The organism is Pseudomonas sp. ANT_H12B (genome assembly GCF_008369325.1).
In the GTDB taxonomy this organism is placed as follows: domain Bacteria; phylum Pseudomonadota; class Gammaproteobacteria; order Pseudomonadales; family Pseudomonadaceae; genus Aquipseudomonas.
Window position 1 is genome coordinate 77,985 of the sequence record NZ_VOBI01000018.1, and the last position, 21,060, is coordinate 99,044.

The 21,060-nt window shown below is 60.3% G+C and carries 17 protein-coding genes and 1 pseudogene; 7 read left to right on the forward strand and 11 right to left on the reverse strand.

Annotated features, from left to right (window positions below; all coding sequences use genetic code 11):
- The first annotated feature begins 2 nt into the window (after positions 1–2).
- From FQ185_RS23735 to FQ185_RS23745, 3 genes are all read left to right on the forward strand, one after another.
- Positions 3–878 (forward strand): metal ABC transporter substrate-binding protein, encoded by an 876-nt coding sequence (locus FQ185_RS23735; RefSeq protein WP_149419556.1) that lies wholly within the window; start codon positions 3–5, stop codon positions 876–878.
- Positions 875–1,435 carry a DapH/DapD/GlmU-related protein gene (locus FQ185_RS23740; RefSeq protein WP_149419557.1) on the forward strand — a complete coding sequence of 187 codons (561 nt, stop codon included), beginning with the start codon at positions 875–877 and terminating at the stop codon, positions 1,433–1,435. Before FQ185_RS23735 ends, FQ185_RS23740 begins: the two co-directional genes overlap by 4 nt.
- A gap of 142 nt (positions 1,436–1,577) precedes the next feature.
- Entirely contained in the window at positions 1,578–2,486 is a 909-nt protein-coding gene (locus tag FQ185_RS23745; protein WP_149419558.1) for a His/Gly/Thr/Pro-type tRNA ligase C-terminal domain-containing protein, read from the forward strand.
- Between the two features lie 40 nt (positions 2,487–2,526).
- Here FQ185_RS23745 and FQ185_RS23750 read toward each other — a convergent pair whose 3' ends face one another.
- Positions 2,527–3,048, reverse strand: coding sequence for a DUF3617 domain-containing protein (locus FQ185_RS23750; protein ID WP_149419559.1), 522 nt, complete (start codon positions 3,046–3,048; stop codon positions 2,527–2,529).
- Between the two features lie 27 nt (positions 3,049–3,075).
- Between FQ185_RS23750 and FQ185_RS31185 the strand changes: the two are divergent.
- Both FQ185_RS31185 and cls read left to right on the forward strand, forming a co-directional pair.
- Positions 3,076–3,156 (forward strand): annotated as a pseudogene (locus FQ185_RS31185) (CRISPR-associated DxTHG motif protein); the annotation flags it as partial.
- Between the two features lie 23 nt (positions 3,157–3,179).
- The gene (cls, locus tag FQ185_RS23760; protein ID WP_149419560.1) at positions 3,180–4,619 is read left to right on the forward strand and encodes a cardiolipin synthase; all 1,440 of its coding nucleotides are present in this window, start codon (positions 3,180–3,182) and stop codon (positions 4,617–4,619) included.
- 37 nt (positions 4,620–4,656) lie between these two features.
- On the opposite strand, the gene cfaB is transcribed toward cls, so the two are convergent.
- The 5 genes from cfaB to hflK (FQ185_RS23785) all read right to left on the reverse strand — a co-directional run bounded on the left by cfaB (position 4,657) and on the right by hflK (FQ185_RS23785) (position 12,019).
- Entirely contained in the window at positions 4,657–5,841 is a 1,185-nt protein-coding gene (gene cfaB / locus FQ185_RS23765; protein WP_149419561.1) for a C17 cyclopropane fatty acid synthase CfaB, read from the reverse strand.
- Between the two features lie 226 nt (positions 5,842–6,067).
- Positions 6,068–7,978: a cation-translocating P-type ATPase gene (locus tag FQ185_RS23770; RefSeq protein WP_149419562.1), complete on the reverse strand. Its 1,911-nt coding sequence runs from the start codon at positions 7,976–7,978 to the stop codon at positions 6,068–6,070.
- Positions 7,975–9,033, reverse strand: a complete 1,059-nt coding sequence (hflK, locus tag FQ185_RS23775) for a protease modulator HflK (RefSeq protein ID WP_149419563.1) — start codon at positions 9,031–9,033, stop codon at positions 7,975–7,977. The genes FQ185_RS23770 and hflK (FQ185_RS23775) overlap by 4 nt, the downstream gene beginning before the upstream one ends.
- Positions 9,030–10,064: a protease modulator HflC gene (gene hflC / locus FQ185_RS23780; protein WP_149419564.1), complete on the reverse strand. Its 1,035-nt coding sequence runs from the start codon at positions 10,062–10,064 to the stop codon at positions 9,030–9,032. The genes hflK (FQ185_RS23775) and hflC overlap by 4 nt, the downstream gene beginning before the upstream one ends.
- A complete protein-coding gene (gene hflK / locus FQ185_RS23785; RefSeq protein ID WP_149419602.1) occupies positions 10,061–12,019 on the reverse strand; it encodes a protease modulator HflK in 1,959 nt (652 codons plus the stop codon). Before hflK (FQ185_RS23785) ends, hflC begins: the two co-directional genes overlap by 4 nt.
- Positions 12,020–12,236: 217 nt before the next feature.
- Here hflK (FQ185_RS23785) and lpdA point away from each other — a divergent pair, with 217 nt between their 5' ends.
- Positions 12,237–13,637, forward strand: a complete 1,401-nt coding sequence (gene lpdA / locus FQ185_RS23790; protein ID WP_149419565.1) for a dihydrolipoyl dehydrogenase — start codon at positions 12,237–12,239, stop codon at positions 13,635–13,637.
- 45 nt (positions 13,638–13,682) lie between these two features.
- On the opposite strand, the gene FQ185_RS23795 is transcribed toward lpdA, so the two are convergent.
- Complete coding sequence (locus FQ185_RS23795; RefSeq protein WP_033059662.1) at positions 13,683–14,159, reverse strand: Lrp/AsnC family transcriptional regulator; 477 nt, start codon at positions 14,157–14,159, stop codon at positions 13,683–13,685.
- A gap of 145 nt (positions 14,160–14,304) precedes the next feature.
- On the opposite strand from FQ185_RS23795, the gene FQ185_RS23800 reads away from it, so the two are divergent.
- Entirely contained in the window at positions 14,305–14,934 is a 630-nt protein-coding gene (locus tag FQ185_RS23800; RefSeq protein WP_149419566.1) for a LysE family translocator, read from the forward strand.
- 3 nt (positions 14,935–14,937) lie between these two features.
- Here the strand turns inward: FQ185_RS23800 and FQ185_RS23805 are convergent, their stop codons facing one another.
- From FQ185_RS23805 to FQ185_RS23820, 4 genes are all read right to left on the reverse strand, one after another.
- Positions 14,938–17,055 carry a hypothetical protein gene (locus tag FQ185_RS23805; protein ID WP_149419567.1) on the reverse strand — a complete coding sequence of 706 codons (2,118 nt, stop codon included), beginning with the start codon at positions 17,053–17,055 and terminating at the stop codon, positions 14,938–14,940.
- Complete coding sequence (locus FQ185_RS23810; protein ID WP_149419568.1) at positions 17,042–18,238, reverse strand: DUF3142 domain-containing protein; 1,197 nt, start codon at positions 18,236–18,238, stop codon at positions 17,042–17,044. Before FQ185_RS23810 ends, FQ185_RS23805 begins: the two co-directional genes overlap by 14 nt.
- A 49-nt stretch (positions 18,239–18,287) precedes the next feature.
- Positions 18,288–20,315 carry a pyridoxamine 5'-phosphate oxidase family protein gene (locus tag FQ185_RS23815; protein WP_149419569.1) on the reverse strand — a complete coding sequence of 676 codons (2,028 nt, stop codon included), beginning with the start codon at positions 20,313–20,315 and terminating at the stop codon, positions 18,288–18,290.
- A 63-nt stretch (positions 20,316–20,378) separates the two neighbouring features.
- Positions 20,379–21,005: a glutathione S-transferase family protein gene (locus FQ185_RS23820; RefSeq protein ID WP_149419570.1), complete on the reverse strand. Its 627-nt coding sequence runs from the start codon at positions 21,003–21,005 to the stop codon at positions 20,379–20,381.
- Between the last annotated feature and the right edge of the window lie 55 nt (positions 21,006–21,060).

Below are 21,060 nucleotides of genomic sequence, written 5' to 3' on the forward strand. Positions count from 1 at the left end.
CGATGCGCGCTTTACTCGTGCTGTTCAGTTTGATGCTGTCGATGTCGCTGTCCGCCGCAGAGAAACTTCAGGTAGTCACCAGCTTCAGCATCCTCGCCGACATGACCCATCAAGTCGGCGGCGATCATATTCATATCACCGACATGGTCGGCCCCGATGCCGATGCTCACACTTACGAGCCGACGCCAGACGATGCCAAGGCATTGCTGAAAGCCAGACTCATCATCAAAAACGGTTTGGGTTTCGAGCCATGGCTGGACCGTCTGGTGACCAGCACCGAGACCAAAGCGGCGGTTATCAGCGCGAGCCATGGCGTCATCCCGCGCTCGCTGGATGAAGACGGCGAGACCGTTCCCGATCCGCACGCCTGGCACAATCTGGCGAACTCCGAGCTGTACATCAGCAACATCACCAAGGCACTGATCGCCGCCGACCCGACGAACAAGGCCGACTACGAACGCAACAGCCAGGCCTACCTCAAACAGATCTACGCCCTGCTCGCCGACGCCATGGCCAAGCTCGGTTCGCTGCCACCAGGCAATCGCACAATCGTGACGTCCCATGACGCGTTCGGTTATCTCGGACAAGCCTATGGCATCGACTTCATGGCCCCTCAAGGTCTGTCCACTGAGCGCGAACCGTCAGCTACCGAAGTCGCTGCGCTCATCACCCAGATTCGTCAGGCCAAGGTCAAAGCGGTGTTCATGGAAAACATCAAGGACGCCCGTCTGCTCAAGCAGATCGCCGACGAAAGCGGCGCGCAGATCGGTGGCACGTTGTACTCCGATGCCCTCGCGGCAACCGGTCCGGCGAGCACCTTCACCGGGCTGTTCGAATACAACCTCAACACGCTGTACGATGCGTTGAGCAAACCATGATCCGCAAAAATCCTTCGGGTGATCTGCCCGTGATTGCGGAGTCTGCGTACGTGGACAAAACTGCAATCATCTGTGGCAAAGTGCTGATCGGCGAAAACGTGTTCGTCGGTCCCTATGCGGTGATTCGCGCTGATGAAGTGGATGAGTCGGGCGAGATGGAACCGATCGCTATCGGCGCCAATTCGAACATCCAGGACGGGGTGGTGATCCACTCCAAGTCAGGCGCGGCGGTGACCATCGGCGAGTTCACCTCCATTGCCCACCGCTCGATCGTTCATGGTCCGTGCACGGTCGGCGACCGGGTGTTCATTGGTTTCAATAGTGTGCTGTTCAACTGCTCCGTCGGTGACGGTTGCGTGGTACGACACAACTCGGTCGTCGACGGTCGCGACTTGCCCAAAGACTTCTATGTGCCCTCCACCACTCGCATCGGGCCCACTACCGACCTGTCGCAGTTCCCGCCGGTGAGCATCAGCGCTTCGGAGTTTTCTGAAGACGTGGCGCGTACCAACGTCGATTTGGTACGCGGCTACAAAGCCCTGCAGAACGAGTTCTGAACATGGGCTGCGTGACGGTTCGCAACCGCCATCGCAATGCCCTGCTTGCGGTCACGACAAACGTCTTAATGACAACTGCCTGGGTTTACCACTACGGTTTATGCGCTAGCACACGTGATCGAAACTTTCGAGAACACCGACCATGATCCAGATCACTTTGTCTGACGGTTCATTGCGTGAATACGACCAGCCGTTGTCCGTGTATGAGCTTGCCGCGAGTATCGGCGCCGGACTGGCGAAAGCAGCGGTAGCCGGTCGGGTGAACGGTGTGTTGGTGGACTGTGAATTCATGATCGAGGCTGATGCCCGAATCAGCATCGTCACGCCACAGGAGCCCGACGGTCTGGAGATCCTTCGCCGCTCCTGCGCGCTGATGTTGGCCATGGCCGTCAAACAGCTCCATCCGAATGTGCAACTGCAAACCGGATCGGCATTGGGCGACGGTTTCTTTTATGAGTTTGCTTTCGAACGGTTGCTGACCTCGGCCGATTTGCCGCTGATTGAAGCGCGCATGCGCGCACTGTCAGCGACCAACCATTCGATCCGTCGCCGGGAAATATCATCCCGAGCGACGCCATCTGAAGGATTTTCGCTGTATCGCCTGGGTGACTTCGAATACCTGACGGTTGGCCCACACGTTCCCGCCACCCGGGTGTTGCAAGCGTTCGCCCTCGATCACATCAGCGGTACGTTTCCGCAACGGATTTACGGTACGTGCTGGTCCTGCCAACAGGAGCTGGAAAACTGGCGAGCGCCGCCACACGTGATCGTCGTGAGCATGGATGAACGTCAGGCCGGTTATGCACAATCGGTCACTGAGACATTGCGCCGAAGCGGCGTGCGCGCCAGGGCGGATCTGCGTAGCGAGAAGGTTCGCCACAAGATTCGCGAGCACAGTCAGACAGTGCCGTATCTGGTGGTCATTGGGGAGAAGGAACAGGCAGGCGGGTTTGTGAGTGTACGTAGCCGTACCGGGGAGGATTTCGGAAGGATGGCGGTTGAGGCAGTGTGTGAATGGTTGAATCAAGCCCGCCCCCGCACAGCCATGTAGGAGCGAGCGGTGCGGCGATCCGACTTGCCCCGCGAAGCTTTTAAGCTCTTGGCTTAACGGTCCCGCAATCCTGCCCCAACCACACGGCGCGGGTATCGAGACTACCCTTCTGCTGGATGCCGGTGGCATTGAAGGTGCCATTCACCTTGGTGGTGAATTCACGATCACTGAGGAAAGTGGCGACACCGGTGCCCTGCGCTTTCGGGCAGCTGAAGCGGAATTTCCACTGATTACCGGTGCGGTCGGTGATTTCCTGCTTGCAGCCCGACTGCGGATCGGTCAGCGGAATGTCGTTGGTCTTCACCTGTTCCGGCGTCAAGCAAGCCCGAATCCCCTTGCCGCCCATGGTGATGCCCTGCTTCTCCAGCTGCGCACGCTGTGCCGGGGTCATCTGGCCCTGCAACTGGCCAAGGATCAGCTGCAAATCCGGAAGATTCTGGTCATCGACCTTCATGTTACTTGTGGTCATTTCCCACAAACCGGGCTGCAACATCTGCGCCTGAGCGGCCACAGGAAGTGCTAAACCAAAAGCAACGGCCAAACCCAGCAGACGAACGTTCATCGAGTAACTCCTGATCAGTAGTGGCCGTTAGACGTCAGCCACGGGCTTCGGTTCATGGGCCAATTAAATAGCGACATTCTGCACGGAACATGGTCTGTTAAGCATTGAATCTTCAGGAGCAAGGCTGCCCCATGGATTATTTTGGACCGCATGTTTTCGGTTATCTGATCGCGCTGCTGCACTCCCTGGGCCTGATCGCCGCCATCCATGCCGTATTGACCGTTCGGACCGCCCAAGGCTCGATCGCCTGGGCCCTGTCGTTGCTGTTCATTCCCTACCTGACACTCATCCCGTACCTGGTCTTCGGCCGCAGCACCTTCGATGGTTACATCAATGCCCGGCGCCAGGCCAACGAAGAAATGCGCAAGGCCATCTCCGAGTTGAACTGGCGACCTTGGGTAGAAGAGGCGCTGACGGCACGCGCCTCCAACGCTTATGCGTCCTTGAGGGCCATGCCAAAACTGGGGCGCATGCCCTGCCTGGCGAACAACGAAGTGCGCTTGCTGATAAATGGCTACGCCACCTTCGAGGCGATTTTCGAGGCCATCAGCACCGCGAAGGAAGCGGTGCTGATTCAATTCTTCATCGTCCACGACGACCGACTCGGCCAGCGCCTGCAAAACCTGTTGCTGAAGAAGGCCGCTGAAGGTGTTGCTGTTTACTTGCTCTACGACCGGATCGGCAGCCACTCCCTGCCCCACAGTTATGTCCAGCCATTGCGCGATGCCGGCGTAGAGGTCAAAGCCTTCGCGACTCGTAGCGGCTGGCTCAATCGCTTCCAGGTCAATTTCCGCAACCACCGCAAGATCGTAGTAGTCGACGGGGTGCTGGGATTCGTCGGCGGGCACAACGTAGGCGATGAATACATGGGCGAGAAACCGCCCCTGGCACCGTGGCGCGACACTCATGTGCAAGTACGTGGGCCCGTGGTGGCGTGCATGCAGGAATCTTTTGCCGAAGACTGGTTCTGGGCTGCACGTTCACTGCCACCACTGATCTTGCCGGACGTTTACCCGGACGACGGCGTGCTGTGCCAATTGCTGGCCAGCGGCCCGGCAGATTCCTACGAGACCTGTTCGTTGTTCTTCGTCGAAGCCATCCATGCGGCGACAGAACGAGTGTGGATCACCAGCCCCTATTTCATCCCCGATGAAGCCGTCTTCGCGGCGTTGCGCCTGGCGGTGCTGCGCGGTGTGGATGTGCGATTGCTGCTGCCTTCACGGCCGGATCACCGGATCGTCTATGCCGCTTCCAGCCTGTATGCCTTTGAAGCGGTGCGGGCCGGCGTGCGGGTTTTCCGCTACGAGCCCGGATTCATGCATCAGAAAGTCGTGTTGATCGACAGCGAAATCAGCGCCATCGGCAGCGCCAATCTGGACAATCGTTCGTTCCGGCTGAATTTCGAAGTGATGTTGCTGACAGTCGACAGCGCGTTTGCCGCCGAGGTGGAACAAATGCTCAATGATGACTTCGCGCAGGCCCACGAGGTCGCCAAAGAAGAAAGCCGGGAGACCCACCGACTGCAACAGGTCGGCATGCGGATCGCCCGGCTTATCTCGCCGATACTCTAGTGTCCTGTCTCACAAACAGTATTTGCGAGACAGGGCACTATGGGTTGTAGATATCGTCCCGCGTCCATGGCAGTTCATGGCTGCCATCCGGGTGGGCCTTCACCGCAAGGATCTGGTGCAAGTTGATCCAGCCCTTGGCAAACGCATACGCGCAACCGGCCAGGTACAGCCGCCAGATCCTCAACGCCTGCTCAGGCACCTGCCTTGAAGCGGCTTCCAGATTATCTTCGAGGCGTTCGCTCCAGTGATCGAGGGTACGCGCGTAATGCAGGCGCAGACTCTCGACGTCGACGATCTCCAGCCCCGCTTCGCTGATCTCGGCAGAAATCATCGACAGGTGCGGCAGTTCGCCGTTAGGGAACACGTACTTCTCGATGAAGTCGCCGGCTCCGCGTCCCACTGGACGGCCATCGGTGTGCTTGGCGGTGATCCCGTGGTTCATCACCAGGCCGCCCTCTTTCACCGCGCCAAACAATGTTTTGCAGTACTGCGCCAGGTTGGCGTGTCCGACGTGTTCGAACATGCCGACGCTGACCACCTTATCGAAGCGCCCGTCCTGGGGCAGATCGCGGTAGTCGAGCAGTTGCAGTTCCACCAGATCATCCAGGCCTTCGGCGGTCACCCGTTCACGGGCCAGGGCCAGTTGTTCCTTACTGAGCGTGATCCCGAATACCTTCGCGCCAAATTCCCGGGCCGCATACCGCGCCAACCCGCCCCAACCGCAACCGACATCCAGCAGATACTCACCGGGTTGCAGCCGCAACTTGCGGCACAGGTGACGGAATTTGGCTTGCTGGGCTTGCTCGAGTGTTTCGCTGCCGGTCTCGAAATAAGCGCAGGAATACGCCATGTCGCTGTCGAGCCACAACTGATAAAACGCGTTGGAAAGGTCATAGTGGTAGGAAATCGCTTTCGCGTCGGTTTCCTTGTCGTGGACGGTTCGCACTGGCTGACTGTCTTGATCACCCAGCAACGCCTGGCTCCATTCATCGCAGACGCGAATCACATCGCTGATAGAGCCTTCCAGCTCAAGTTTACCTTCGACAAACGCCGCTCCGAGCGCGTCCAGGCTTGGGTGGGTGAACTGGGTAACCATTTGTGGGTCCTTGACCACAATGGTGACGCTGGGCGTCGGCCCCAGATTGAATTCATGGCCGTCCCAGAGTCGCAGGCGTAGCGGTAACTGCAGATTCTGTAAGGCCGGTGGAAGTTGCGCGAGCATGGATAGTCCCCCTTGTTTCAGACGTCTGATGTGAGGGTAGAACATCCTTGAAAAATAGCAGGCTATCGATTTAATAGCCGATTTCTATGAGTCGTAGCGCTTGAACCAACCGTTGCGAATTCATAGAAGTGATTGCCCTCACCTAGATGACTACGGATTTGGCGAACAGTTCTGAAAAGTTGAAAACACCCGCGATCATGCTGTTTAGAGCATTCACCCGCCGTACTCAATCGTCCTCCTTCAGCTTGAGTAATGGCTCCTGAAACCGCAGTAAACGCCCGGCGTTCCCCAGCACCAGCAACGTACTGAGGTTGTGCAGCAACGCTGCAATCATCGCCCCGGCAGCGCCGAGCCAGCCGAATGCAGCGAAGGCCACAATCGCCAGCGTCCAGCCCAAACCGATGATCACATTGACCTGCAAGGTCTGCCGGCATTGGCGACTTAAACGCACACACGTGCCCAGCCGTCGCAGGTCACTGCCGATCAGCACAATGTCGGCCGAGGCCAGCGCAATGTCCGCCCCGCCCGCGCCCATAGCCACGCCGACCACACCGGCCTTGAGTGCCAGCGAATCGTTGATGCCATCGCCCACCACCATCGGCCGGAAGCCGCTGCCGATTTCCTTGAGCACGCGATTGAGTTTGTCCTCGGGCAAGGCCTGAGCTTCAACATCACTGATCCCGACATCGCGAGCCAGTGTGTGCGCGACGCTTTGCCGGTCACCGGTGAGCAACAACTGCCTTCCCAGACCCAGTTCACGCAACTCGCTCAAGGCGAACCGCGCCTCGGGTTTGACGCTGTCGGCCAGCAACAGCCAAGCGAGGAATTCACCGTTGAGCGCCAGCCCGGCAATCGGGCCGTCGTGGTCGGGAACGTCGGAGGTGTTGATACCCAGTTGCGCGAACAGCTCCGGACGACCGAGCGCCGCCTCGCCCTGCTCGGTCATTGCTACCACTCCCAGCCCTTGGCGTTCGTGGATGTCCGAGAGCAGTAGAAAATGTTCCTGAGTGACCAACCCGGCGAGCGCGCGACTGACCGGATGACTGCTGGCGGAACCAAGACTGGCGGCAAGTTTCAAGACGTGACTGCGATCCTCAAGAGGACTGTCGATGGATTGCAGGCGCAAGGTGCCGAAGGTCAGGGTTCCGGTCTTGTCGACCACCAGAGAAGTCAGGTCCGCCAACTCTTCAAGAAACGCCGAGCTGCGAATCAGAATCCCATGCCGAGCCGCCACCGCCACACCGGCAATCGCCGTAGCGGGCGCCGACAACACCAGCGCACAAGGACAGGCCGCCACTAGCACCGCGAGCATCGCCTGGGCATCGTTTGTGATGAACCAGGTCACAGCGGCCAGCAGCAACACCAGCACCATGTAACTGCCGGCATAGCGTTCCAGCAAACGCGTGATCGGCGGTTTGGAACGCTCGGCACTTTGCATCAGCGCGATGACTTTACCGAGGGTCGATTCGTTGCCGGTACGGGTCACCTGGATGCGCAGCAGGCCGTCGAGGTTGATCGCACCGCCAAACACTTGCATGCCGACGCCCGCCTCCATCGGCACCGATTCGCCGGTAATCGACGCGGTGTCCAGGCTCGCCTGGCCAGACAATACCTGACCATCCGCCGGCACCCGATCACCCGCGCGCACCTCAACTAGGTCGCCAGCCTTAAGCGTGCCGTTGTCGACTTCGACGATGGAACCATCCGCCTGAACCTTGCGTGCGTGGCTGCGGGTGAGTTTGCCGAGGGCATGAATCGCTTCCTGTGAACCGATGACACTGCGCTCTTCGAGCACGTGGCCGAAGATCATGATGATCGGCAGTAACGCAGCGGTCAGCAGATCGCCGGTGGCCCAGGCACCGAGCAAGGCCAGAGCGATCAGCTGATCGGTGATGCCGTGCAAACTTGGATAACGCAGGCTGTACCACGCCGAACGCATCACTGGCACGGCCACCAACAACGAAGCAAAACCCAGCAGCAGTTGGCTCACCCCAGTCTGCTCCGGCGACAACCAGCGCCAAATCAGGCCGAGCGCAAGCAAGCCCAGTGCGAGCATCGCCAAGGTCAATTGGCGTGCAGCGCTGCGCTGTTCAGCCGAGGACAACATGCTCGGTGCGGCGTCGGTTTGGGCGGTCATTGTGCAGCTCCCTGAATGATCAGGCGGGAATCGTCTTTCGGATTGACCGTGGTCACCGAACCGGCCTGACCGAGAATTTTTGGCAGCCGCTCGCGGTAGATGCGCAGCAGCATTTGCGGGTCGGTGCCCTGCTGTTGCGTCTTCGCCAGACTCAACACCGTGGCCGTGTCGGCCGAGGCTTTGGCCAGCCGTTCGCTCGCTTGGGCATGGGCGGCTTGCAGCGCTCGGTCGGCTTGTTCATTAGCGGTCTGAGTCAGTTTCTCGGCTTCAGTGCGAGCGTTGGCCACGGCTTTGTCCGCTTGTTGGCTGGCCGTCAGCACCGCATTGAAGGCGTTGACTGCCGGCCCGGGCAAACTCGATTGCACATCCACTCGCGCCACTTCGATTCCAAGTCCCTGCCCGGTTGATGTCAGTTCGGCCAAGCGTTGATTGATGCGTTGCACCAGATCACCGCGCAGACGTTCACGTCTTTCGGCTGCCTGATTATCGGCACCGATCAGTTCCGGTCGCGCGACCAGAATGGTGTCCAGATCGCGCGCGGCAGTGAGCGCGACAGCGCTGCGAGTGACCAGCCGATCCAACGCGGGCAGCACATGTTCGCCTTGAAGGACGAAGGCATACGGTTCGATGACTTTGTAGAAAACCCGCACATCCAGTTGCACCACGCCCGCATCACCGGTCAGCAAGTAACCGGAGCCGGCGAGCGCATCGCTGATCGGCGTGGCGAAACTCGCCACACGATCTGCCTGCAACGCGGCATCCGTGCGCAGTAAATCCTGTACGCGACGCTCGATCACCCGATCCGCCGCGGGCAACAAAATCACCTGCTCAAACGGTCGAGGCCAAGCCAAAAGCAAACCGGCATTCTGGATGCGATCCAACGCGCCGAAGTGCAACACCACCGCTCGGTTCTGCGGGTCGATCTGCCGCACATTGGAAAATGCCCAAGCCAAAGCGGCCAACACTGTCACCGCGTACAACGCGAGAAAGGCCAATCGCCCGGCTTGAATCCAGGGGCTGCTCAGCTCAATTGTTCCACGTGGAACCAAACTCATGGCTGCGACCCGGACTTGTTTTCGAGAGTCGGCGGACCGTCAACCAATACGCGGAACGGCGCGGCATCGGTGCGCAAAATCAATTTTGTGCCAGGCGTGACGATCGTGCCCAAGGTGTCGAGGGAGCGCAGCAAGTTGTAAAGCTGTGGCGAACCGGCATATGCGCGGCCGTAAATCTGCGCGGCTTCGACGCGAGATTGCGCTTCGATATCGGCGGCTTTCACCGTGGCATCGGCTTGCACGATTCGAGCATCACGCTCCGCAGCAGAACGAATTTGCGCCGCTTCGCGCTTACCAATGGCCGTGCGTTCAGTGGCGATTGTTTCACGCTCGGCGCGCATACGATCAACCGTCGCGGTGAGGGTTACCGATGGCAGGGTCAATCGTTCGATGCCAACTTGCAGCACCCGCACCCCGTAGGTGGTCAGCAACTGCTGATCGATTTGCTGACGCAGCTGCGTTTCGAAATCGGCGATATGCACCTGATCGGCGTCGGTGTTCACCAGGTTAGCCAGATCAAAACTGCTGGCCGTGGTTTCCAGAGCGGAGCCAACAAAGGTGCGAATTTGCCGTGCCGCTTCGTCCGGCTGATTCTGTACGGCGCGCATGAAGCGTTGCACATTGTCCGGATCGCCCTGCACCTGCCAGGCCACATAAGCCTGAACGATGATGCGCAATCCGTCGCGCGTTCCGACATCCTGCAAACCGCTGGACGTGGTGCGCAGCCGTAGATCCACCGGGATCGCCGCCTCGAACGGAGCTGGCCAGCGCCAACCCAACCCTGGCTCGAGCAATACCCGCGACGGATTACCAAAGCGCGTAATCACCGTGGCCTCCCCCGAACGCACTTGCACCAGGCTTGCTGCCGCAACAGCGAAAGCGACCAGCAAGGCCGCCCAGCCCATCCGTCGCCAAGGGAACGGCCCCGCCTCTTGCGGGTCACCGTGGTGGTGATGCCCGTGGTGATGCCCGCCATGGCCGTGATCGTGGCCCGCATGGTCATCGTGATCGTGAGAGTGCGACTGGCTCAATTGGCAGCTCCTGGCTGAGCGGTTTTACGCGACGGCGCGGGGTCAGCCGGCAGCGTGAACGTACGAAGGTCGATGGTCGGCGCATTGGTGCTGCCGCCCAGACGATGGTCGAGCACCAGCAACCTGGCATTGGCCAGGCCCTGGGACAGTTGGCTGAAGTACTGCTCCAGCACAAAGGCTTGGCCTGCAGTGGCGTAGGCTTTTTGCTCGGCGCTGAATCTCAGGTCGGCTGCCTGGGCAGTCGCGTTGATTTCGCGGGCGCTGGCCGTCGCTTGATCGCGGACGATGCTGGCCTGCAATTGCGCCTGATTGGTAGCCTGCGCCGCCGCGCCACGCTCACGCGAGATCAAGGCCTGGGCGCCAATCTGCGCAGCCTGCACACCGTGATAAGCGTTCGCGGCACCGGCCGGTGGGTGAATCGCCTCAACCACTGTGGCGAGGATTTCCACGCCGCTGTCGAGTTTCTGCAAGTCAGTCTGCACAGCCCGACCGATCTCTTCGGCGAGCCCTTCCCTGTCCTCGCCAAGCAACCCGTCGAGGGTTCGCGAAGCAAAGTCGTGGACCAGAATTCGGCTGGCGGTACTGCGGATCAGCGTCGGCACGTCAGCGCTGTTGTATGTCGCGGCCAACGCTGCCTGATCACTCAGGCCGATGCGGTAAACGAAGCGCACATCCATATTGACGATTTGGAAGCTCTGCTTGTCGGCGCGGCTGCTGGCGATGACTTGGGATTTATCATTCACATGGCTGGCGTCCCACAAGCGATTGGCAATCGCTGGCGCGGGGCCTTCGGCAGGCTCGGCCACCACCGGCGCCGAGGTTTCGCCGACACTGGTGGCCAGTTCGTGAACCACGCCGTTCTCGACGCTCAGCACTCGGCCCAACGGCCACGGCAAACCGGCATGCAAACCAGGCCCGAAAACTTCCACCGGTTTGCCGAAACGCTCGTAGATGCCCCGCCCCTGCAGCGGTATTTCATGAATGCCGGTGAGTAGCCAACCGACAATTGACACCACCACCAGCACCGGCACAAACGCACGGCGCATATAAGTGAAGGCCCAGATTTGTCGCAGGTCGATGCCAAAACGGTTGTGCAGTTCGTGCTGCAACGCCAGCAAAGGTTGTGGCGGCCAGCGCAACATATCGGCGACGAAGCTTCGCGCCAGCAACGCGGGTTCGAGTTGTTCACGCTGCGGACTGAACAACGACAGCAAAGCACGCAACAGCAATTCGGCGGCAACCAAGCCTGGCAGCAAGCTGATCAGTACCGCCAGGCGCACCGGCCAGATCGAGGTTTCGCTGCCGAACAACAGGCACAAGGCGCTGAGTACCAGGCAAATGATCGCTACCCGCGTCAGTTGCGCCAACGGCCCTGCTTCGGGCCATTGCGCTGCATTTTCCTGGGCCAATTGACGTTCCAGCACCAGCAGACCAAAAGCCAGCAGCAACGATATCGCCGCGCCGACACTGGCCGACAATCCCAGAGCGGTGGGCGGCAGTGCAAAGTTCCAGACTTGTTCGATGCTGAACAACATCAACAGCGACCAACCGCCAAGCCACAGCGTCGGTGCGCCAATATGTCCGAGCATTTTCAGCCATTGCCGGCTGATCCGATCCAGCAGCCGTTCGTACCAGCCTTCCGGGGCAACCAATTCCTCAGCAACGACCACTTGCACCACGGGGTTCATCGCCTGTGCGCGCCACCGTGCTATCCACCAGGCCGATTGCAGTCCAGCGACCAGCACCAGCAAACCGGCGCTCTGACTGATCAGCAGTGCTGGCCACAGTGATTGCGGCGCAAACAGCCCGACAAAAAACGCCAGTACCCAGCCGGTCGCTGCGATAGCGCCCAGGCCGATTGCGAGCTGACGCAATCGCCGCCCTTGAAAAACCGCCTGCTGGAATCGCGGCAGCCCCGCTACTTGCGTCCCATCGACATCGAGATCGACTTGCATACCACCCCAGTGTTTATCGTTGCTCACATCACATTTCGTTACGATATAACGAAAATCGTGAAATTTCCGTTCTAAATCGTTTTATTTAAGGACGCTCAACCTGTTGCCAGGCTGAAGCCTTGACCGAAATAGTCTGTAACGCACATATTACGTTCGTAATTTTAAACTAGAACTACGTTTACCCATCCCGGTCCCAGTTCCATCCAGGAGTACCAGCATGAGCACCTATGACGTCGTGATTCTCGGCGCAGGCCCCGGCGGCTATAACGCAGCGATCCGAGCTGGCCAGTTGGGCCTGAAAGCGGTTTGCGTTGAAGGACGCGCCACCCTCGGCGGCACCTGCTTGAACGTCGGTTGCATGCCTTCCAAAGCGCTGCTGCATGCTTCCGAACTCTACGACGCGGCCATGGGTGCGGAATTCGCCACGTTGGGAATCGAGGTCAAACCCACCCTCAACCTCGCCCAGATGATGAAGCAAAAGGATGAAAGCGTTGCCGGGCTGACCAAAGGCATCGAGTTTCTGTTTCGCAAAAACAAGGTCCACTGGATCAAGGGCTGGGGCCACATCGACGGGCCGGGCAAAGTCACCGTGACGGACAGGCACGGCGAAAAAACCGAGCTGCTCGCCAAAGACATCATCATCGCCACCGGTTCCGAGCCCACCCCCCTGCCCGGTGTGGACATCGATAACAAACGCATCCTCGACTCCACCGGCGCATTGTCGCTGACCGAAGTGCCTAAACATCTGGTGGTGATTGGCGCCGGGGTGATCGGTCTGGAGCTCGGCTCAGTGTGGCGGCGACTGGGTGCTCAGGTCACGGTGGTCGAATACCTCGACCGGATTTGTCCCGGTGTCGATGGCGAGGCGGGTAAAACCCTTCAGCGTTCGTTGAGCAAGCAAGGCATCAACTTCAAATTGAGTTCGAAAGTCACCAGCGCCACCACGTCCGAGACCGGCGTTCAGCTCAGCGTCGAGCCCGCCGCCGGTGGCACCGCCGAGCTGATTGAAGCCGATTACGTGTTGGTCGCTATCGGGCGCAGACCTTACACCGAAGGCCTGGGGCTGGAGAACGTCGGCCTCGCCACGGACAAACGCGGCATGCTTGCCAACAAGGGCCACCGCACCGAAGCAGCCGGGGTCTGGGTGATCGGTGACGTGACGTCAGGGCCGATGCTCGCCCATAAGGCCGAAGACGAAGCCATGGTGTGTATCGAGCAGATCGTCGGCAAGGCCGCAGAGGTCAATTACGACTTGATCCCCAACGTGATCTACACCAAACCGGAACTTGCCAGCGTCGGTAAGACTGAGGAGCAACTGAAGACCGAAGGTCGTGCGTACAAAGTCGGCAAGTTTCCCTTCACCGCCAACAGCCGGGCGAAGATCAATCACGAAACCGAAGGCTTCGCCAAAGTACTGGCCGATGAGCGCACCGACGAAATTCTCGGCGTGCATCTCGTGGGTCCGAGCGTCAGTGAAATGATTGGCGAATATTGCGTGGCCATGGAGTTCAGCGCCTCCGCCGAAGACATTGCCCTGACCTGCCATCCACACCCGACCCGCTCCGAGGCCTTGCGCCAGGCGGCGATGAATGTGGAAGGGATGGCGACGCAGATGTAGGGCGCCTCATTGATGATCGTTCCCACGCTCTGCGTGGGAACGATCTTAGTTCGCTGGCAAATGTTCCAACGGCAACGCCCCCGGCGTCTTCACCGTGTGAATCGCGAAGTTGCTGCGGATATCGCTCACGCCCGGTAATTTCAGCAATCGCCCCGTGAGAAAACGGTCATAGGCGCGTAGGTCCGGCACCACCACTTGCAGCAGAAAATCCGACTCCCCTGACACCAGAAACGCCGAAATCACCTCCGGCAACGCCGTCACGGCCAAGCGAAAAGACTCTGCCTGTTCATCGTTGTGGCGTTCGACCTTGACCCCGACAAACACCGTCAATCCAAGCCCGACTTCGTCGCGATCCAGGTTGGCCTGGTAGCCACGAATCACCCCGGCTTCTTCGAGCATCCGCACCCGGCGCAGGCAGGGGGATGCGGACAAACCGATCTCGTCAGCCAGTTGCACGTTGCTCAGGCGACCGTCCCGTTGCAGGGCCGCGAGAATCTTGCGGTCGTAGGCGTCCAGTTTCATGATTTGGCAGATCCTGATGGTTTACATGCAATTGAGTGGCAGGTTATGCCAACCCAAAGCGTTTTAGAAGCTAACTACGCAACCACCTGCCCTGCCCTCCCCCCCTAAACTGGCCCTACCGAATCGACAACGAATGGGGTGCAACGTGGCGGGACTCTGGCTGTTTTTCATGGCGCTTGCAGTGGTGTATCTGTTGCCCGGCCCGGACATGATTCTGCTGTTGCAGACCGGTGCCCGCCAAGGCAAAGGCGCGGCGCTGGCCACCGCCGTGGGTCTGGGCATCGCCCGAGGTTGCCATGTGGCCTTGGCGGCGCTGGGGCTGGCCGCATTGTTCAAGGCCGCCCCCTGGACCTTCGACGTGGTACGTCTGGCCGGGGCCGCGTATTTACTGTGGATCGGCATTCAATGTCTGCGGACCACGATGCTGCCGAACCTGAACGGAGCCGCCGCAACGATTGAAAAAACCCGCTGGCGTAACGCAATCCGGCGCGGATTGCTGACCAACCTGCTCAACCCCAAGGCGCTGCTGTTCTGCTCGGTGCTGCTGCCGCAGTTCATCGATCCACACGCCGGGCCGGTGCTCGCGCAATTCGCGACCTTGGGCGTTGTGCTGGTCAGCGTCGGCTTACTGTTCGACAGCGCCTACGCACTGGCCGGTGCTGCGCTCGGCCGTTGGTTGCAGCGCAGTCCCTCGGCTCAGCGCATGCAGCAATGGCTGTTTGGCAGTCTGTTGATCGGCTTCGCGGTGCGGCTGACCTTTGTGCAACAGGCTTGAGCCTTACTGCGCTTTGCGACGGCGGCGACTGATCAGCAACAGCACCGCTGCCGTGATCACGACGACACCGCCGTATTGCAGCGGTTTCTTGTAGGGCCGCAGTGCCGAGCGTGCAGGGTCCATGACTTGGGTCACATAGCGCTTGTTGGCCTTCTGGAACTCGGGATACGGGCATTGATGACCGAAATTCACCGCCCAATCCACGTACGGGCCTTCTTTCACATAGCGTTGATAGAAGGCGCGTTCTTCTTCAAGGCTGGTGTCCCAGCCCGCCGCATTGCACAGCACCGCTGCAAAAGCCTGGCTGGTATGAGGCAGGTTATCGGCGGCGCGGCTGGCCAATGCCGTGGCGACATAGCGGTAGTGGAAGCGTTGATCGGGCCGGGCAGCGCTAGCCTGCTGACGTTGGACTTCGCCCTCGGCCACTAGCGGCCCGACTTTGAGTTCGCTGCTTTCAAGGCTGTAATTGCCACCAAACGTGGCGTAATCCGGGGCCATTTCGTAGCCAAGAATCTCCATTCCCCACTCGCGTGCTGTCGAGGCTGCATTGAACAACGCCGCAGCACGTCGAGTCGGCCACCAGGCGGACTCAGCCTCCTGACGCAACTGCCCATACGCTTTGGCTTTGTTTTGCAGATCGACGCTGTCGAAGTACGGCGGTGCTTCGTCGTAGCGCGCTTCACGCAGCAAACGCCGCCCGAGCACATTGCGCAGTTTCGCCGCCACCGACAACGGCACGTAGTTATCGCGATCCTGCTGACTGAGCGGCGCTGGCGCCGGCACTTGGGTGTCGACGTATTGCTTGAGTTCATCGAGGGTCAACACCCGCTCGGCGACGGTGGCAGCGTCGAACCAATAGAGAGCTTTACTGCGATAAAGCTGATCAAACGCTTGCAGGTAATCCCCGCGTTGCAACGCCAGGATCGCGCTTTCACCCTCGACCCGGCACTTGGGCTGGAGCGTTTCGTAATCCCAGTCCGGCGTGCGCCGCTCACCCCAGGATTCATTCTGCGGGAAGGCCTGAGCAGCCTTGGCATACGCCGCAGCCGCCGCGTTTTTATCTCCGTCGCGCAACGCCAGTTTGGCCCGCAGCCACCACGCCAGGCCGCCGTCGCCGGCGTGTTCGAGGAATGCCTTGGCGCTGGCGTAGTCGCCCTGTTGATAATTCATTGCCGCCAGACGATCAGCGTTATCGAGGCTGCCGCGGGTACTGTTTTGCAACAGTTTGATCAGTTTCAGTTCGTCCGCCGGTTGATCACCAAATGACCAGCCCAGGCGGCTGATCAATGACGCCGTTACCAGTTGCTGCACCGGTTTACCTTTGAGCAACGCCGCCAGTTGATCCTCCGGCAGCGCCGCCAGATCGGCCATCAACAGCTTCAGAGAGGTGTAACCCACCGCCGACCCATGCAGGTTTTGCATGGCGTAGAGTTCGATGGCGCTGTTCCAGTCCCCGGATGTGCGGGCGACGCGAGCCTCTTCGCCGAGGCTGGCGACGCCCAGCTCCAGTGGGTCGCTGAAGCCGTCGATGCTGAGCTGACGGGCCTGTTCGAAGGCCTTTCGGGATTGATTCAGCCAGTCAGGGCCAGCGTCCGCTTCTGAATTCATGGCAAATAGCGCCCGACCCAACGAGTAAGCGGCCCAGGTACTGCGCAACGGACGTTGATCCGCCGGCAGCGCCAGCACCTTCTGGAAGTACTCGGCCGCCAGCCCATGATCACCAGCGGCAAACGCCACGGCACCCGCCAGATAAAGCTTGAGCTCAGCCGGCAGGTTCGTGCCCTGCTCTTCGACCTGCCGGGCATCGGTCAGGCTGCGAAGCTGTTTCACCAGCGCATGCTGTTCAGTCGTCAAACCCGCCTGTTCGGCCTTGTCCCGCTGTTCTGCGTAATCGGGCGCATCCGTGCTGTAGGCGGTTGCGGAGATGTTTTTCAACCCGGCGATGGCATGCCCGAGGCGGTTGATCTCGACGTTGAAGTTGCCTTCCGGCAGCTCCGCCAGCGACTGGCCACGGTTGTCCAGCAGGCGCATGGGGAAATCCGGCCCGCAGGCCAACGCCGAACCCAGCGGCAAGCTGAGGCTCAGACAGAGCAGATGGCGAGGCCAGTTACGGGTAAACATGCGAACCTCCTTGATCAATTTTTGTGCAGCGAGCCCAACCGATGGCGCGCTGCCCACCGGCCGGCAATCGGCCGTCGCGCAGGCGGGTGAAGGTAAGCAGATCCGGGCTCTGTTGCAACGCATAACCGGCCAATGCGTCAGCGCCATCACAGCCCTGCACCGCCAGCGTCAGGCGTTCGGGCCAAGCGCTGTCGAGATTGCCTTGGTTGTTGAGGCTGATGTCATAGAGGCCGTCGTGCACCGAGAGTTTCAATCCCAAGTGACTGGCCAAGGCATCGCCGCGAGCCACGGCACTCAGGGTCGTCAGGCTCCAGGCCCGGCGGTCGTTGGTCAGCGGCAGGCGAAACCAGATCAGGCCCGCCAGATGAGCCGGTGGGTCGTTGCGCAATTCGGTCGCGAGCCGGCTCAGTTGCTGCGGATCGGCCAGCAATTCCCGGCGTTTGCCGCCACGTTCGATGGGTACTTCACTTTCCACCCTCGGAGCGCCGCTATCCCCTGGCAACACCGCCACACCATAGGCCGGCAGCGCCAGATAAAAAGGTTTCGAGGTAATGCGGCTCCAGGCGCTGGTCCATTGACGGGCCTGATCCGCGTTGAACAAGCCAAGACGCGGATCGCTCACCGCGTGCACCTGCAACACGCTGCTGTCGACTGTGGATAACAATGCAGGCAATTCGGGGCTGTCGAGCCAGGCCGGCAACGCAGTAATACTGAGCGGTAAAGAGGTCGGCAGAACTGTGCGCAAACGCGTGAGAAATTTCCGATACGCCGGTAGCCGAGCGTTGCCGGCATCGTGGTCGATTTCCACGCCGGAAAGGACTAGCCCTTGCCCTTGCCAATCGCCGATCACCTGCAGGATCTGCGCGCTGACGTCGTCCTGATCCAGCGACTTGAGCTGGCCATCCAGACGAATCACCGCGATCAGCGGCCGACCATCACGTTTGAGCAGCGCCGGATCAACCCGCGCCCGGCTCCATCCCGCCTGAGGAAATGCCTGTAACGCCAGAACCCGCAGGGTCGAAAAATCGGCGCGGCTGTCCTGAAGCGCCGCTTCGTGAGCCGGCGTCCATTGCCGTTGCCAGACATAGAGTTGCTGATCGAGCGGTGGCGCGTCCTGTCGCTCGCAACCGCTGAGCAGCACTAGCGCCGCCAGCAAGGCCGACAGTCGAGCTAAAAAATACATAAACGAATCTGATCCCTTGTAGCCACGGCCGCAGGCTGTCCGGCAGATGCTACAGGTCGAGGACCAAAGGCTGCGACCCCTGCGCCGGAATCGCACAGCAAATCAGCACGTGTCCGTCGTCCGGCACCTCCGCTGGCGGCTGTGGATAATTCACTTGGCCACTGATCAGGCGAGTCTTACAGGTACCGCAAGAACCACCGCGGCAACTGAATTCCGGGCGCAACCCACGGCTTTCCGCCAACTCCAGCAAACTGCCGCCGTCGGGGTTCCAGCGTGCCTCCTTGGCCGAACGCTCGAACACCACCGGTACCGAAGTCGTCGCGGCAGGCGGTTGTTCAATCACCACAGCGTCCGGGTCCGGCTGCCGACGCAAGGTCGACGGGCCAAAGGTTTCGGCGTGAATTCGTGAATCGCGGATGTCCAGTGCACGCAGGCTGTCGTACAGCCCCTGGGTAAAACTTCCCGGGCCGCAGAGGACAAAATCCAGCTGATCGTAGTCCTCTACTTCAAGAATGGTCTTGAGCAACGCGGTATCGATCCGCCCGGTCAGGTCGTAGTCTTCGCCCTCACGAGCCTCGGATTCCGGCTGACTGAGCAGGCGCACAATCCTGACCGCGTCACCGGCGTCGTCGAGCAAGCGATCCAGCTCAGGGCGAAACGCTTGATCAGCCAACGTGCGCGAACTCTGAAAAAACCAGGTCGGCCGAATGTAGCGGGTGCGCAGACCTTGATAAACCACCTCCCGCAGCATCGACAGCAGCGGCGTAATGCCTACCCCGGCGGCCAACAGCACCAGTGGCCGACGCTCGTGCGGCGCCACGGTGAAATGCCCCTGAGGCGCGCGCGCCTCCAATAGATCACCCACGCGAATCTCATGCAGGTGCGAGGACACCACACCTTCACGCTTCACGCTGATGCGGAAAAAATCATCGGACGGTGCACTCGACAGGCTGTATGTGCGGATATGCACCTCGCCTGCAATGTTGAACCGCAGAGGCAAATGCTGCCCGGCCTGAAACACCGGCAACCCGGCGCCATCGGCAGGCTCCAGATAGATCGAGCGAATGTTGTGGCTTTGCGCTTCGACGCGCACCACCCGCAGCGGCCGCCAACGATCGCCCAACGCCTGGGCTTGCAGTCTGGCCTTGGCTTGCTCCCAGGTGCCGGTCAGCAAACTGGTGGGTGACACGCCGTCGAAGCGCCAGCGCAAACCAAGGGCAGCGGGCCTACGCACCACGCTTTCCACCTCGAATGACCACAAGCGCTCGGCCCCTTGAAACGCCTCGACCTGCGGGCCTTCGAGAATGACTTCGGTGCGACCGCTGAGGTGCAGCAGGTCTCCCGAATTGAAATCGATAAACAGCAAACCGGCCCGGGGATTGATCAGCAGATTGCCCAAGGTGTTGAAAAACAGGTTGCCGGCGAAATCCGGAATGGTCAGGCGATTGCCTTCCACCTGTACGAAACCGGCCTGGCCGCCACGGTGAGAAACGTCCACCGAACGTTGGCCATCGACGTCCACGTAACTGGCGACAAAGAAGGTATCGGCGCCGGCGATCATGTTTTTGGCCGCATCATCCAGCCCGGTGAGGTGCTGCGCGATGCGAGTCGCAGGGTCCGCCAGCGGCACCGAGCGAAACTGGCGCAATTGAATGTATTGCGGGCAATTGCCGAAGGACTGCTCCACCGTCACCCCGAAGCCGCTCGCGGACATTTCGCCGACCCGGCCGTTGAGGCGGTTGCGGCGACGGGTGTGCAGTTCGATCCCCAGCAGGCCGATTGCCGCGCCCTCCGTCAATTGCGCAGGATCATCAGCGCCTGGCAGCCCGTTGAATTGCAGCAGGCCGGGCTCGGGCGAGTGAGCGAAGCCCGGTTGCCCTTCAAGAATACTGGCCCAGGGATTACCGTCGGCATCCACCGCGCCGTACAGCATGAACGGCAGTTGCTCATAGAACGTGCGGTGCTGGTCCGGCATCTTATTGCGAATAACCCTATGACCGAGCGTCTCCATTCGGTCGGCAACACCAATGTGAGCCTGCAACTGTTTCTCGCCAGCATGCCAAGGCGTACGGTCCATAACGGCTTCTCCCCTGCGTCATCGGCGCAGTGTGAACGGCCCGACTGTGCCGGGCCGAAAGCATCAGACAGTTTTTTGCAGACCGGCAACAGTGCGCGGCATGCCGACAAACCCTGGCAAGGCTTCGATCCGCGCCAGCCAGGCCCGTATGTTGGCGTAGTCCTCAAGGGATACGTTGCCTTCGGGTGCATGAGCGATGTAGCTGTAAGCCGAAACGTCGGCAATGGTTGGCTCGCTGCCGACCAGGTACGACGTTGCGGCCAGTTCCTGATCGATCACTTTGAGCAATTCGTGGGAATAAGCGATCACCTCTTGCGCGTCGTAGGACGCGCCAAACACCGTGATCAGCCGTGCCCGGGCAGGTCCAATGGCAATCGGCCCGGCAGCCACCGACAACCAGCGCTGAACCTTGGCCGCACCGACCGGGTCGGCTGGCAACCAGCGGCCGTTACCGTACTTGTGCGCCAGATAAACCAGAATCGCGTTGGAATCGGTCAACACCACACCTTGGTCATCAATAACCGGAACCTGTCCAAAAGCATTGAGTGCGAGGAAGTCCGGCTGTTTATGCGCGCGCTTGGCCAGATCGACAAAGATCAGCTCGGTCGGCAGTTGCAGCAGGGACAGCATCAGCTCCACACGGTGAGCGTGGCCGGAAAGTGGGAAGTTGTAGAGTTTGATCGCTTGCATGGTCGACTCCGCTGGGTGATGGCGCAGTCAAGTAATGTTCAGCGCCAGTAGGAGC

Bases quoted from the DNA above. Each gene is read 5' to 3' on its own strand.
- FQ185_RS23745 (WP_149419558.1), top strand. From the start codon at position 1,578: ATGATCCAGATCACTTTGTCTGACGGTTCATTGCGTGAATACGACCAG.
- FQ185_RS23795 (WP_033059662.1), bottom strand. From the start codon at position 14,159: ATGAAACTGGACGCCTACGACCGCAAGATTCTCGCGGCCCTGCAACGG.
- FQ185_RS23810 (WP_149419568.1), bottom strand. From the start codon at position 18,238: ATGTATTTTTTAGCTCGACTGTCGGCCTTGCTGGCGGCGCTAGTGCTG.
- FQ185_RS23735 (WP_149419556.1), top strand. From the start codon at position 3: ATGCGCGCTTTACTCGTGCTGTTCAGTTTGATGCTGTCGATGTCGCTG.
- cfaB (WP_149419561.1), bottom strand. From the start codon at position 5,841: ATGCTCGCGCAACTTCCACCGGCCTTACAGAATCTGCAGTTACCGCTA.
- FQ185_RS23805 (WP_149419567.1), bottom strand. From the start codon at position 17,055: ATGTTTACCCGTAACTGGCCTCGCCATCTGCTCTGTCTGAGCCTCAGC.
- FQ185_RS23820 (WP_149419570.1), bottom strand. From the start codon at position 21,005: ATGCAAGCGATCAAACTCTACAACTTCCCACTTTCCGGCCACGCTCAC.
- lpdA (WP_149419565.1), top strand. From the start codon at position 12,237: ATGAGCACCTATGACGTCGTGATTCTCGGCGCAGGCCCCGGCGGCTAT.
- FQ185_RS23740 (WP_149419557.1), top strand. From the start codon at position 875: ATGATCCGCAAAAATCCTTCGGGTGATCTGCCCGTGATTGCGGAGTCT.
- FQ185_RS23770 (WP_149419562.1), bottom strand. From the start codon at position 7,978: ATGACCGCCCAAACCGACGCCGCACCGAGCATGTTGTCCTCGGCTGAA.
- FQ185_RS23815 (WP_149419569.1), bottom strand. From the start codon at position 20,315: ATGGACCGTACGCCTTGGCATGCTGGCGAGAAACAGTTGCAGGCTCAC.
- hflK (WP_149419602.1), bottom strand. From the start codon at position 12,019: ATGCAAGTCGATCTCGATGTCGATGGGACGCAAGTAGCGGGGCTGCCG.
- hflK (WP_149419563.1), bottom strand. From the start codon at position 9,033: ATGAGTTTGGTTCCACGTGGAACAATTGAGCTGAGCAGCCCCTGGATT.
- cls (WP_149419560.1), top strand. From the start codon at position 3,180: ATGGATTATTTTGGACCGCATGTTTTCGGTTATCTGATCGCGCTGCTG.
- FQ185_RS23750 (WP_149419559.1), bottom strand. From the start codon at position 3,048: ATGAACGTTCGTCTGCTGGGTTTGGCCGTTGCTTTTGGTTTAGCACTT.